Consider the following 12,534-nt stretch of genomic DNA (forward strand, 5'->3'; position numbering starts at 1 on the left):
GTGAAGAGATATCGGTCTTTTGTAATATTAATTCAATCGATAGAATGTATAAAAGAGCAGACTTTCTTTATTCTTTATTTCTATATCTGACATTGGCTTTTGGTATCTCTTCCTGCTATGATGAGACAAACTCTTATGGAAAAGATCTGGTTGAGTCCTCATTTCGGACGATATTAATTGACAGCAGTACGGTTACGGTAACATCTGTGATGATTGATTCCGTTGAAACTTCAGCTAAAGGTATCGGATTAGTCGGACGATATACCCATCCTTTATGGGGGAAAGTAATTTCTTCTGCCTATATTCCTTACAGCCACCCTTCTTATAGTACGGATATTGAAGAAGTAGTTGAATTGGATTCATTTGTGTTTTCAATGAATCTTTCCGGCTATTTTATCGGAGATACGACCCTTATCCAACAGATCGAACTTCATCAACTGAAAGAAAAAGTGGTATTGAACGATAATGATTATCTCTACAGTAACTCTTCATTCAATTATGATCCGACTCCCTTGGCTACCCGGTCTTTCAAGCCTAAGCCCAAGAGCGGCGAATCTCTCGAAATACGTTTGCCCGATGCTTTAGGAAAAGATCTATTAACCCGTTTTCATCGGAGGGACCAAGAGGTTTCAGCGGATTTTTTTGAAGACTATTTTAAAGGGATCGTTATTCTTCCGGGAGAAAACAGCCAAACGATTCAAGGATTGGCCGTAGGAGACACGGCCTCTTCATTGAAACTCTATTATCATCTTGCCGATGGATTGAAAAATAGCCAGGTTTTGGTTTTCCCGGTTAAGACCGCTAATCAGTTTAACCATATAGACCATGATCGCAAAGGAACACCTTTGGAATCCTATCCGACGAAACAAGTAGAAATACCTTCGGCGGAAATTGGCAACAGAGGATTCCTTTTCGGGGGGATCGGTTGGTATACACGTTTGTCTTTTCCGTATTTGAACAATCTGATGCAACAAGGGGAACAGGTCGAAATAAGCCAGGCGTTATTGAAAATCTATCCGGAGCCCAATACTTACTCTGATTTTAACCCTTTGCCGGATAGTCTGTTCTTATATATTGTCGATGAAAATAACGTTGTTATAAATACAGTCAATGATTATTTGGGAACGGAAGTACAAGGGGGCGTTTTAGTAAAAGATAATATATACAAAGAGAATACTTATTATTATTTTGATGTTTCCAATTTTATGCAGGACGAATTAGGGACAATCGGTAAATATAAACATAATTTACTGTTGGTCTTTGACGAAAATGATATCACAAAGACATTTAAAAATCTAACGATTAATGACCAAGCCGGACGTTCCCCAATCGTTTTACAAATAACCTATCGAATTTATGAAAGTTATTAATTATATGGTTGTTGTCATCTTATGGATGGCTGCAAGCGGTATTTCAGCCCAAAATGTCATGACTTCTTCTCCTTATTCCATGTTTGGAATAGGAGAAATGGCTTCCGGCCTGTATGGGGCTAATATTTCCATGGGAGGAGTTTCTTATGGCATAAGGAAAAGCGAATGGCTGAATACCGCCAATCCGGCCGGGCTTACCGCAATAGATAGCAGTTCTCTGCTGGGTGAAATATCTTCCTTCCTGAAAAACGAATCTTACCGGTCGAGCGGAAACTCCAACAACGTATTAACCGGTAATTTCTCGGCTATTGTGTTGGGGGGACGCCTAAAAAAGCACTGGTATGCCTCGGTGGGGCTCCTTCCCTACAGCTCTGTCGGTTATTATTTTCAGACGAAGACTCCGTTGGAAGGAACCGTTGATTCGTATTATGACAATATTTTCGAAGGAAGCGGAGGGCTCTCAAAGCTCTATTTATCCAATGCTTTCTCCCTGCCGTTGAACTTTTCTTTTGGAGTGAATCTGAATTATGTGTTCGGCAAGTTAAAGCAAACAGAGACTCAGTCGACCATGTCGGTTGCACAGGAAATGGATGCCAAAGCCTTTTCCGCTGATTTCGGACTTCAATACGAGCGGGCGATAGATCGGAAAACAACACTGAGTATGGGAATCGTATATGGATATAAACAGGAGTTGGCCATTAAAAATACATCTACGATCACGACCTCAAGTAGTACGACTATCGGCAAGGCGAAGGCGGGAGATCAATATTTACCCCAATATATCGGTTTGGGTATTGCACTGAATCGTAAGAAATGGACACAAGCGCTTGATTATTCTTTTTACCAATACAGCGTCCTGAACTCCGGGGATAGCCGTGTCAAATTCAACGATTCGCATGAACTGCGTTACGGCCTTTCCTTTTTGCCGAGCGAACATTCATTCGATAGCTACTGGAAACGAGTCGGCTATAAAGCAGGGGTAAATGTATCGACCCCCTATTATAAAATAAGCGGAAACTCAGGGATTGCATACCGGCTTAGCCTAGGGCTCGACCTTCCTGTCATGAATGGTTGTTTGCATACGGCCTTCTTTTATGATCATCTGAATGTGACAGGCCGCTTGAGACGGAACACGCTTGGATTTGCACTTACCTATTCGTTCGGCGAACGGTTTTACAAGCTGAAACTTTAAAAAGATTATTCTTGCAGTTTCAGATGTTTCATAAGTTGGGGAAGATACGAATCACTGATCGGAATGAGCTCGCTTCCTATGCGAATCCGTTTCCGTTCGATATAACTTATCTGCGGAATAGCCACAATATAAGATCGATGTACACGGCAAAAATCGGCGCCTGCCAAATTCTCCTCAAGACGTTTCAGGCTTACTTGTGAGAGCAAAGGTTTATTATTAATGCGATGTATTTTAACATAATCGCCATATCCTTCGATATAAAGGATCTCGTCGCATTTAACACGTGTAATTTTACTTCCTTCCTTTATGAAAAAGAACCCTTCTGTCGATTCCTTATCCAAAATGGTATGAACCGTTTCTATCGCCTCGTTTAATTTTTCAAAATAATCCATCAACGAATTCAAAGTGGAGGCATCTCCATCGAACGTAATACACTTCAACATAATGATTATTCCTTAGATTAATAATAGCAACAAAGAAAGATAAAACTATCATAAACAAAGGTTAATCGCCAATGAAGCAGCGATATTCGGGGGCGAAGTAGCCAAATACAGCGGTGAAAGCGTATAATAGAGAGATAATCCTTCTTCAGGATTGTACGAGCCAACGTTTAAATTCCGAAACCCTTTCTTTACTGATCAACACATATTCTTCGGTAGGAATACCTAAGGCAACAGACAGCCGGTTTCCACTCCATACCGTTAATTCGCGAATCGCATGACGGGCGATGATAAATTGCCGGTTGGCTCGATAGAATTGCTCCGGGTCTAACAGCTCCGCCAGGCCATTCAGGCTTTTGTCAACAGAATAAACCATTCCGTTTAGGGTATAAACCGAAACTTTTTCATTTTTACTATAGAAGAAGGCAATAGAGTCGCAAGAGACGGGAATGATTTTATCCTTATAAGGGATCAATAAAGTTCTTAATGCCGGAGGAGCTGCTAAAGTTTTCAAAACGCGTGAAATATATTGTTCACGGTCACTCTGGCTGATGCGATTGAACTTATTGAGCGCCAAAGCAACATCATCGGATTTGATAGGCTTCAAAAGATAATCGATACTGTTTACTTGAAAAGCCTTTAGGGCATATTCATCGTAGGCGGTTGTGAATATTACCGGTACATTGATCTCTATCTCCTGGAAAATATGAAAAGATTCTCCGTCTGCCAGATGAATATCCATAAATAATAAATCCGGCATCGGATGAGATGAAAACCAGCTTACACTCTGCCGGATGCTATCCAATGTCGCCACAATGTCTATTTCCGGTGCTACATCTTTCAGAATTGCCTTCAGATTACGGACGGCAGCCGTTTCGTCTTCTATGATGACAGCTTTCATTGAGAATTTATCAACGGTTCTATAAGAGGAAGTTTAACACAAAAAGAATGCTCATTTTTCTCTATGCAAATCCCCTTGGAAAGCAATAACTGGTAACGGTTATTCAAATTGAGCAGGCCGATTCCGCTGCTTTCATCAGAAGTGCCGTATTTTTCCTGGATAGGATTAGAGACCGCGAGTGAATGATCTTCCGTAATAAATAAATGTACGGTTAAGGGACTTTGTTCGCTAATAACATTGTGTTTGATAATATTTTCAATCAAAGGTTGTAAAGAGAGACCCGGAAGACGGTAATCCAAATAAAAATCAGGGATGTCAATCCTGAAGAAAAGCTTATTTTCAAAGCGGATTTCCAACATAAATTGATAAGCTTTCAGAAATTGTAATTCATCCCGTACCGTTACAAGTCCGCATTTTCCCGAATTAAGTACATAACGGAATATATCCGATAACTCATTTATATATTTTAGTGAAGCATCTTGTTTCCGCTCGCGTACAAGCGCAGAAAGAGAATTCAACGAATTAAAAAAGAAATGCGGATTTATTTGGGCAGTCAACATATCATATTGTGCTCGCAGATTTTCTGTTTTGAGACGTTCGTTTTCCAGTTTCATTTTCTGTTGATAGAAGAACAACTGCAAAATATAGCCCAATAAACATGTCACGATCCACGCAAACAGGCACTTGAATAGAATAAGGCCATCCATCCGGGGAAAAAAAGGCTTTCGGTTATCGAAAAAGAAATAGGTGCATATAAAAACCACACAAATAAGGATACTCCCTAAAAGGGAAAATAAAATAGTTTTTGTTTGGTAATGTTCTCCTTCCGGGTTTTTAAAAAGTAAATTTCGTGTATTAAAAAAAAGCAGAACCAATGAAAGGAAAAAGAAAAAGAGAAAGTCTTTTGTAATATGATTCAGCCAAAACGGCAGAGCTCTTTGCTGTTCTTTAAACTCTCGTTCCCGTTGGAAAGGAAGAGGAGGAAAACCGGGATCGATGGTTCGCGGTTGGTTGGGTTGTTTGTATGGGAAAAGCCTTTCCATACGTTGTTGTTTGATAGAAAGAGGGGTGTTGTTGCTTAGTAATCTCGATATATCAGGAAAGATGATAAAAAATCCAATCAATAAAGCAATTAAGAAATTAATTAATTTAATATTGAATACCTTTTTCCCCTTCATTAACGAACTTGTTTTAAATCCTTTGAATTCATTTTCAATAAAGTAATAGATAGGCAAACATACGGAAATATTTTACGAACGAATGTTTTTTTTACCTTTTTTATACGAAACAGCCATGGGGAACGTCCAACAGCCCATATCAGCAGACCAAATTTATTTTTCAATCGATGAAAGGATACGCTTTTGCAGGGAAAAATAATTGATATTTCCTTTCGCAAATGTTTTATTGAAATCGGTTTGCTGACAGGAATTAATGCTCCCCCGTACAGGTTTTCCGGGTATATCCGGATACCTTTCTATCCGGATAATCTGGCCGTATATGGAAAGAACTTTCTATCTTTGCTACGATTTGATAAATTAGATATAACGAAAATGTCCTTATTGACTGATTTTAACTTAGCCATACCGGAAGCTCGGGAGCGTATACGGAATGTGGTACAAAAAACGCCCTTACAATACAGTAAAAGAATCTCTTCCTTCTATGGTGCCAATGTTTACCTGAAACGGGAAGACTTGCAAATCGTGCGCTCATACAAATTACGGGGCGCTTATAATATGATCCATCGTTTGGAGCCGGAGGCGCTCCGCCGGGGAGTAGTCTGCGCAAGCGCCGGCAATCATGCCCAGGGATTTGCCTTCAGTTGTAGCGAGATGAATATCCGGGGAGTGGTTTTCATGCCTAAAACGACACCCAAACAAAAGATCCGGCAGACGAAAATGTTTGGAAAGGAATCTGTGGAAATTATCCTGGAAGGAGACACCTTCGATGATTGTGCCGAAGCTGCGAAAAAGTATACGTCCGAACACCGGATGACATTCATTCCTCCTTTCAATCATCCGCATATCATAGAAGGACAGGGAACGATCGGGATTGAAATATTGGAAGAACTGGAGGACGTGGACTACCTCTTTGTGCCCATTGGAGGAGGAGGACTTTGTGCCGGGGTCGGCGCCTATATGAAAACGTATTCTCCCAAGACCCGGATCATAGGAGTGGAGCCGGAAGGAGCCGCTTCCATGCAGGCGGCATTTGAAGCAGGAGGACCTGTAACATTGAAGCGCATCGATAAGTTCGTAGACGGGGCCGCCGTAAAACGGGCGGGAGACATTACCTATCCGATCTGCAGGAAAGTAGTAGACGAGATCTGCCTGATACCGGAAGGTGAAGTCTGTTCCGCAATCCTGCGAATCTATAATGAAGATGCGATCGTGATCGAACCGGCCGGAGCTTTGGCCCCCGCTGCCGTAAAGCACTACCGGAATGAAATCAAAGGAAAGAATGTCGTCTGTATCATCAGCGGCAGCAATAATGATATCGACCGGATGCAGGAAATCAAGGAACGTTCGTTGCTCTTCGAAGGCTTGAAGCACTATTTTATCATCCGCTTTACCCAACGTCCCAACGCATTGAGGGATTTTGTAAATAAAGTACTGGGGCCGCACGACGATATTGTCCGTTTCGAATATATGAAGAAAAACGATAAAGAGAACGGCCCGGCGTTAGTCGGCATCGAACTCGACAGTCCGGAGGAATACGATGGCCTGATCAACCGTATGTATGAATACGAATATGACTTTACCGTACTCAACCGGGACAGCGATCTTTTCGGCTACTTGGTGTAAACATCCCGATAAAAAAGTAATAAACATATAATTATGAACAATGAATATCTTGATTTCATAATTCCCCTGGCAAAAAAGACAGGAGAACTCCAACTTTCTTATTTCCGTACGGATAAGTTAGATATCCGGACGAAATCCAATATTTCGGATGTAGTCACCCGCGCCGACAAAGAGAGTGAAGAACTGATCGCGAAGGCGATCCTCGACCGTTATCCCGGCCATAAGATCCTCGGGGAAGAAGGAGGATTCAGGGGAAAGGATGACAGCGATTACCTTTGGGTGGTAGATCCACTTGACGGAACGACCAACTTTAGCCAGGGGCTTCCCATTTTTTCGGTTTCCATTGCTTTGCAACATCGCGGGGAAACAATTGCCGGAGTGGTATATGCTCCCTACCTCGATGAATTGTTCGTTGCCTCGAAGGGGGACGGAGCCTATATGACGTATCATGGCGGCGAATGGAAGGAACTTCATGTCTCCGGTAAACGGAAACTTGACAGCTCCGTTATTGCAACCGGTTTTCCGTATGACAAAGGGACGAACCCGGACAATAATAGTGTTGAGGCGAGCCGGATTATTCCGCTGGTAAGAGACTTACGCCGGTTCGGATCTGCTGCATACGACCTGTGCTCCGTGGCTTGCGGTATCCTGGACGGTTATTGGGAAATGTCGCTGCACCTGTGGGATGTCTGCGCCGGGATCCTTATTGTGGAAGAAGCCGGCGGCCTGGTTTACCACTATAGGGAGGACAGGAACATATCCGTCATTGCCGGAAACAGGGATATTGCAGACGAGATCGAGAAGTACGTAGTTGTTTAGCAATCCCCGGGGCAGACGCATTTACCCATTTGTTCGGCGGAATGTCCTCACTCCGTCGTGTTGGAAGAATGTGTCAAAAGCCCATTGTGGGGTGTGTAGGGGCGAATTCCCTTACGGCCTTTTTGACACATCTCCTATCCTTAAAAAGGATAATCATTGCGAGGCGGGAGCCTCGCTTTTATCACCGACGCAAGCTGGAGCTTCCGCCGAACATAACAGGGGTTTAAATGTTTGCCCTGTAGCAATCCCCTTTTGGGTGTGAAAGCGCGCATGATTCTTCATTTGTACCTGCAAATCCGTAAATTTCCCTATCCGCCGGAATAATTCGGCATATCCGTTTGTATATTTGTAAGTGTTTAAACCAATCTTTTACCCGGTTGGGCCTGGTGGCCCACCAAGGTTGGTCACCAGTCACACCATGATGGGCCTGCAGGCCCATCATGGTGTGATAAAAAAACGAATAGGGAGAAAAAATGATTTCAGTACGGTATGAAACTCATTTCATGCCGCCGACCTTAAATATAAATACGATGGCCATAACCTTTACCGTTCATTCCATACCGGATCCCCATGGGGAAAAAGGAAAAACATTGCAACACGCCCGCGCCCAATCTCCGGGTACGCGGGGAACCGATGGTATTTGCCCGTTGATTTGTTCCCGTTCCAGCCTTTCGCCGGCCGATGTCAAAGCGGCATTAGATTCGCTCGGCTGGGCTTTGGGGGAAAGCCTGAGCGAGGGATATCACGTTAAGCTCGAAGGCGTCGGCTATTTCTCCCTTTCCCTCCGCACCATCCGGGCGGATGAAGGGCACATGCGCATCGAGGTAAACGGCGTGAATTTCCATTGCGATCCCAAGTTGTTGGAGCGTCTCCGGAAAGCCCCGTTAAAACGCGACTATGCCGCTGAGAAGAGATATCGCAAGATCGACACGAAAGACTGGACGGAGGATATGCTCCTATTGCTCCGCCAAACCGGCTATATGTCGCCCCGTCTTTTCAGCGCTTTGACCGGTTGTTCCCGCCGCCAGGCTGCAGTCCGCCTGGGAAAATATGTGGAAGCGGGGCTTCTGATCCGCCAGGGACGCGGAAGGCACACGATCTACCTGCCGGTTCCGGCCGGGGAAACCGCTGGCGAAATCAACCGGATATAAAAAGAATAATCTTTGCCATATGGAAAATAATAAGCGAACTATAGAGATGAGACAGGCAAATCCAATTTTAATGCTTATCCTGTTGATAAGGCACAAGAAAGAGAGGTATCAATTTGTCAGTTGACAAACGATGATTTTTAACATATCCTCCGGGAGGTTATTGTTTAAAAGAAAGATATATCTTTGATAATCAAAAAATTTAAATCAAACCAAAATGAAAAAGATCCTATCTGAAAATTTCAGTAAAAATATTCTTTTCTCTTTGCTATTGTTATCTCTTTTCAATATCTCATGCATTGAAAAGAAGAAAAATTACAAAGATGAATTTGATCGGAGTATAGATAAAAATATGAATTCTTGTATTAGCATTTTGGTTGCAAATCAATATGATTCTATTAAAGCAAGAGAGATTTGCTCCTGCATGTTAGAAACAGCTTTTCTATTGATTCTACGTTTATAATGATGAATGAAGGCGAGAGGCATTCTTTTTTTATAAAAAACAGAGATATAATAGATGAAAAATGCGACACTTCATTTATAAAATATTTTATCTATAGATGACCTTATTTCTAAGAGTTGATATGTAAAAATAGAATTCATTTCCTATCATGAAAGCTTTATATTATATATTTATTTTTTTATTTACAACGCTGAATATAGGCATGGCTCAAAATCAGTCTATCTCGACAGAGAGAAAACTAGAAATGCTCGATTCAATAGCGAAGAATCCATCGAAAGGAGTCTATTATATTGATAAGATTGAAGTCTCTGAGTTGACTTTTTTCAAAAAGCTTTTTAATAATGAAATTGAACCTTACGGATATGGATGGACTGGAAAAGAGGCCATTATCCTATTTGGTGAACGTTATCGAAATGGCATAAGTTTTTTTGAGACAAAAATTAAAAAAGAGGAGGAACTTAATGAAAGCAACAGAAGAAATTAAAATTAGTATTGTCTGTTTCTTTGTTCTCTTATCCATATTAAACTCTTATTGTCAGTCTGATAGATATGTTTTAAGAGGGAAAGTTAATCCTTTCTTTAATAATAAAAATATAATGTTATTTTCATTTGCTGAAGATACGATTGATCGGGTTGACACATCATTAATTGAAAATGGGACTTTTAAGTTCGCTGGAAAAGAAAATTTAAAAGATATAGCAATTCTTAGTGTAGGAAATTATCCTGATTCCGTAGTTTCTCAAATTGTGATTCTTGAACACGGAGAGATAGAGGTTACTTTAGACAATAATCGAATTGCCGGAACAAAGTTAAATGATCTGTATCAAGGCTATAAGGATACAATTGCGGCCTATCTCAAAATCATTAAAGAATTAGATAGTTTGGAAAATAATACAGAAGGTTCCATAAGAAAAAACTTTTCATCATATAAAAAGCATGTTGAGTTAGGCAGATATACAGTAGATTTCAAAAGAAAGAATATAAATAATATAGTAGGACAATACTTTTTTGAAAAAGAAGCAGGTAAAAGATTTAGTGAGGATGTCGCTTATCCTTCAATTCATTCTGCAGATAGCGCTTTCTATATAATATATAATGCGGCTGATTCTATTTATAGACAAAAGAAATGGATAAAGGAGTATGTTGCGTATTTGAAAAAGGCTGAAGATAAAAAACAGAAAACGGAAACACAATTTGTCGATTTTATTCTAACTAATAGAGAAGGTCAGAGCTGTCATCTTTCTGATTACATAGGTATGCCCAAATTTCTACTTCTTGATTTTTGGGCCTCATGGTGTGGCCCTTGTATGGCAGGGTTTCCAAAACTTAAAGAAATATATAAAAAATATGATCGTTCTTATTTCGAAATTATTGGCATCTCATTAGATTTAAGTGAAAGTTCATGGAAAAGATCCCTTGATAAAATACAAAATCCATGGATACAATTATTCTCCGGGAACAAAGAAACAGAACATGAAATAAGGAAAGCTTATTCAATCATAGGAATTCCATTTTCTGTTTTATTGGATTCTTCAGGTAAAATTATTCGAGTGGGAGATCCAAGTGAAGTTGAAAGTTGGCTTGTGAATTACAAATAAGTGACTGACTAAGAATTACAAATAGAAGACTTAAGATATATATGAAGAACCGATTTAAATCTACTATTACAAAGCTATAGGGTAATAGGCAATAAAATGATCACTTATTGTATAATTTCTATAGCGTCATCATTGCTGTCCACTAAAAAGTAGACGGTTAAAAATTAAATTATAAAGATTACAGATCATAACATCGCCACGATCTTCCGTACTTGTGCGAGGCGATCAGCAAAGGCTTTATTCCTCCTTGTTACTTGCATGTCATAGTCGGCTTGCATACGGATAAAAATACCGGCATCTATTCCCAAGGCGGCTTCAAACAACAAAGCGTATTCTGTTGTTACCGGACGCTTGGCGTTTAACACTTCATTAAGGACGGAATATGACACTCCCATTTGCTTGGCAAGTTTGCGTTGCGACATGCCGCGGTATTCAATTTCTTCTTTCAGCACATTCCCCGGGTGCGTTGGTTCATACGGTTCGAGGTTGTTTGCTATCATGCGGGGATCAATCCCATTTAACGTAATCATAATACTTTTATTTATAATGGTTTGATAATTCTAAAATATTACATACTGTAACCAACGATTCAACACCGTTGTCTGTTACTGTAAATTCAATGCGATACTGCTTATTTACTCTGATAGATGAAATATTTTGTTTGTCGCCTTTCAATATTTCGTAATTCAAGGAATTGATGGTAAACAGATCCTTGATTCTTTCAGTATTTTCAAGGGTTTTTATGCGTTCTTTATACTTTGTCACCACTTCCGGTTGAAAACGGTGTTTTTTATCCATTGTCTTACCGGTTTCGTATAGGTCGCGCAAATATTCTTTTTCAAAAGCAACAATCATATATCGACCTTCATTTTAGTAACAAAGATAACAGACATATTGAGCATTCGCAAAAAACAGAACATAAAAAAGAATAAAATCCAGGGACAAAATCTTGATGAATTGAAACAGGGGTGTATCGTGGTTGGATGATTCCGACCGTTTGTTCTTTTAAAATCCAGACAGCGCCCTGTTGTTTTACCGAAAGGGATTACGACCGCTGGACATCTGAAAGACAGCCTCCTCATGGCCCGGTTCAATCAGAACATAGACGTTTTATATGCGGAAAAGAATAAATACACGCCGGCGGAAAGCTATTACAGGGGGGCCTTACCCTATGCCGCTCCCGAAGAACGGTCGAAACTGTTTTTGAACCTTGCCAAGATGCACCTTGCGACCCACCGGCCGGATTCCTTATATATCGGGAAGGCGCGGACGGTCTCTGAGGGGAGCGGCGATCCCTGTTTTCCGGCCGGTCTGTACAACATCCTGTCGCGGATAGAAGAGAGCCGCAAAGACTATGCCCAGGGGCTGGCTTACCATAAAGATTATACCCGCTATTTGCCATCCATCCGGAAGAAATTGAGCATCCCCCCCGGGGAAATCTCTCCGACTTTCTGGACCTGAAAGTTTAATTTCGAGGAAATAAAACATGGATATTTCGTATGAAATTTAATTTCAGGAATATATTAACTAGTGTTGTTTTGAATATTTCTGGCGAAGTTCTATTTTTAATGCGTTAAAAGGCCATAGGATAACTTTGGGCTGTCTTATAAGAAAGAATAAAGCTTACTATGCTTATTACGAACCTTAAATCGAATCAATATGAAAAGAGTGAATGTAATTTGGGCGCTTATCCCGTTTATAATGGCAGGATGCGGACAAAGACAAGAAGGCAACGATGATTTCATCACAGTTGATGTCACAAAAACGGATTATCCCAAGAAAGAACTGATCCTTCAGGACTT

14 protein-coding genes are annotated in these 12,534 nt (G+C 40.7%); 9 read left to right on the forward strand and 5 right to left on the reverse strand.

The genetic code is table 11. The features are described from left to right. Window positions 1-44: 44 nt before the first annotated feature. Together BQ8014_RS00220 and BQ8014_RS00225 are read left to right on the forward strand one after the other, a co-directional pair. Window positions 45-1,370, forward strand: coding sequence for a DUF4270 family protein (locus BQ8014_RS00220; RefSeq protein ID WP_080902587.1), 1,326 nt, complete (start codon window positions 45-47; stop codon window positions 1,368-1,370). Further along, entirely contained in the window at window positions 1,357-2,562 is a 1,206-nt protein-coding gene (locus tag BQ8014_RS00225; protein WP_080902588.1) for a hypothetical protein, read from the forward strand. The genes BQ8014_RS00220 and BQ8014_RS00225 overlap by 14 nt, the downstream gene beginning before the upstream one ends. Before the next feature lie 5 nt (window positions 2,563-2,567). Here the strand turns inward: BQ8014_RS00225 and BQ8014_RS00230 are convergent, their stop codons facing one another. The 3 genes from BQ8014_RS00230 to BQ8014_RS00240 all read right to left on the reverse strand — a co-directional run bounded on the left by BQ8014_RS00230 (window position 2,568) and on the right by BQ8014_RS00240 (window position 5,081). After that, window positions 2,568-3,005 carry a LytR/AlgR family response regulator transcription factor gene (locus BQ8014_RS00230; protein WP_080902589.1) on the reverse strand — a complete coding sequence of 146 codons (438 nt, stop codon included), beginning with the start codon at window positions 3,003-3,005 and terminating at the stop codon, window positions 2,568-2,570. Between the two features lie 145 nt (window positions 3,006-3,150). Beyond that, window positions 3,151-3,903 (reverse strand): LytR/AlgR family response regulator transcription factor, encoded by a 753-nt coding sequence (locus tag BQ8014_RS00235; RefSeq protein ID WP_080902590.1) that lies wholly within the window; start codon window positions 3,901-3,903, stop codon window positions 3,151-3,153. Beyond that, window positions 3,900-5,081: a sensor histidine kinase gene (locus BQ8014_RS00240; RefSeq protein ID WP_139785041.1), complete on the reverse strand. Its 1,182-nt coding sequence runs from the start codon at window positions 5,079-5,081 to the stop codon at window positions 3,900-3,902. The genes BQ8014_RS00235 and BQ8014_RS00240 overlap by 4 nt, the downstream gene beginning before the upstream one ends. Window positions 5,082-5,264: 183 nt before the next feature. Here BQ8014_RS00240 and ilvA point away from each other — a divergent pair, with 183 nt between their 5' ends. The 6 genes from ilvA (at window position 5,265) to BQ8014_RS00275 (ending at window position 10,732) form a co-directional block, all read left to right on the forward strand. Further along, window positions 5,265-6,704 carry a threonine ammonia-lyase IlvA gene (ilvA, locus tag BQ8014_RS00245; RefSeq protein WP_234997944.1) on the forward strand — a complete coding sequence of 480 codons (1,440 nt, stop codon included), beginning with the start codon at window positions 5,265-5,267 and terminating at the stop codon, window positions 6,702-6,704. Window positions 6,705-6,737: 33 nt separating this feature from the next. Beyond that, the gene (locus BQ8014_RS00250; protein ID WP_080902592.1) at window positions 6,738-7,523 is read left to right on the forward strand and encodes an inositol monophosphatase family protein; all 786 of its coding nucleotides are present in this window, start codon (window positions 6,738-6,740) and stop codon (window positions 7,521-7,523) included. Window positions 7,524-8,053: 530 nt separating this feature from the next. Next, window positions 8,054-8,674: an HU family DNA-binding protein gene (locus BQ8014_RS00260; RefSeq protein ID WP_139785042.1), complete on the forward strand. Its 621-nt coding sequence runs from the start codon at window positions 8,054-8,056 to the stop codon at window positions 8,672-8,674. Window positions 8,675-8,888: 214 nt separating this feature from the next. Beyond that, window positions 8,889-9,134 (forward strand): hypothetical protein, encoded by a 246-nt coding sequence (locus BQ8014_RS00265; protein WP_080902595.1) that lies wholly within the window; start codon window positions 8,889-8,891, stop codon window positions 9,132-9,134. 148 nt (window positions 9,135-9,282) lie between these two features. Beyond that, a complete protein-coding gene (locus BQ8014_RS00270; RefSeq protein WP_080902596.1) occupies window positions 9,283-9,618 on the forward strand; it encodes a hypothetical protein in 336 nt (111 codons plus the stop codon). Further along, complete coding sequence (locus tag BQ8014_RS00275; protein WP_080902597.1) at window positions 9,596-10,732, forward strand: TlpA disulfide reductase family protein; 1,137 nt, start codon at window positions 9,596-9,598, stop codon at window positions 10,730-10,732. Before BQ8014_RS00270 ends, BQ8014_RS00275 begins: the two co-directional genes overlap by 23 nt. A 185-nt stretch (window positions 10,733-10,917) precedes the next feature. On the opposite strand, the gene BQ8014_RS00280 is transcribed toward BQ8014_RS00275, so the two are convergent. Together BQ8014_RS00280 and BQ8014_RS00285 are read right to left on the reverse strand one after the other, a co-directional pair. Continuing rightward, window positions 10,918-11,262: a HigA family addiction module antitoxin gene (locus BQ8014_RS00280; RefSeq protein WP_080902598.1), complete on the reverse strand. Its 345-nt coding sequence runs from the start codon at window positions 11,260-11,262 to the stop codon at window positions 10,918-10,920. A 7-nt stretch (window positions 11,263-11,269) separates the two neighbouring features. Beyond that, on the reverse strand, window positions 11,270-11,587 hold the full coding sequence (locus tag BQ8014_RS00285; protein ID WP_080902599.1) for a type II toxin-antitoxin system RelE/ParE family toxin: 318 nt from the start codon (window positions 11,585-11,587) through the stop codon (window positions 11,270-11,272). A 225-nt stretch (window positions 11,588-11,812) separates the two neighbouring features. Between BQ8014_RS00285 and BQ8014_RS00290 the strand changes: the two genes are divergently transcribed. Further along, on the forward strand, window positions 11,813-12,193 hold the full coding sequence (locus BQ8014_RS00290; protein WP_080902600.1) for a hypothetical protein: 381 nt from the start codon (window positions 11,813-11,815) through the stop codon (window positions 12,191-12,193). Window positions 12,194-12,534 lie beyond the last annotated feature (341 nt).

The organism is Parabacteroides sp. Marseille-P3160, from assembly GCF_900162725.1.
Lineage (GTDB): Bacteria > Bacteroidota > Bacteroidia > Bacteroidales > Tannerellaceae > Marseille-P3160.

Bases quoted from the DNA above. Each gene is read 5' to 3' on its own strand.
- BQ8014_RS00230 (WP_080902589.1), bottom strand. From the start codon at position 3,005: ATGTTGAAGTGTATTACGTTCGATGGAGATGCCTCCACTTTGAATTCG.
- BQ8014_RS00285 (WP_080902599.1), bottom strand. From the start codon at position 11,587: ATGATTGTTGCTTTTGAAAAAGAATATTTGCGCGACCTATACGAAACC.
- BQ8014_RS00235 (WP_080902590.1), bottom strand. From the start codon at position 3,903: ATGAAAGCTGTCATCATAGAAGACGAAACGGCTGCCGTCCGTAATCTG.
- BQ8014_RS00290 (WP_080902600.1), top strand. From the start codon at position 11,813: ATGGCCCGGTTCAATCAGAACATAGACGTTTTATATGCGGAAAAGAAT.
- BQ8014_RS00280 (WP_080902598.1), bottom strand. From the start codon at position 11,262: ATGATTACGTTAAATGGGATTGATCCCCGCATGATAGCAAACAACCTC.
- BQ8014_RS00275 (WP_080902597.1), top strand. From the start codon at position 9,596: ATGAAAGCAACAGAAGAAATTAAAATTAGTATTGTCTGTTTCTTTGTT.
- BQ8014_RS00270 (WP_080902596.1), top strand. From the start codon at position 9,283: ATGAAAGCTTTATATTATATATTTATTTTTTTATTTACAACGCTGAAT.
- BQ8014_RS00260 (WP_139785042.1), top strand. From the start codon at position 8,054: ATGGCCATAACCTTTACCGTTCATTCCATACCGGATCCCCATGGGGAA.
- BQ8014_RS00265 (WP_080902595.1), top strand. From the start codon at position 8,889: ATGAAAAAGATCCTATCTGAAAATTTCAGTAAAAATATTCTTTTCTCT.
- BQ8014_RS00220 (WP_080902587.1), top strand. From the start codon at position 45: ATGTATAAAAGAGCAGACTTTCTTTATTCTTTATTTCTATATCTGACA.
- BQ8014_RS00240 (WP_139785041.1), bottom strand. From the start codon at position 5,081: ATGAAGGGGAAAAAGGTATTCAATATTAAATTAATTAATTTCTTAATT.
- BQ8014_RS00225 (WP_080902588.1), top strand. From the start codon at position 1,357: ATGAAAGTTATTAATTATATGGTTGTTGTCATCTTATGGATGGCTGCA.
- BQ8014_RS00250 (WP_080902592.1), top strand. From the start codon at position 6,738: ATGAACAATGAATATCTTGATTTCATAATTCCCCTGGCAAAAAAGACA.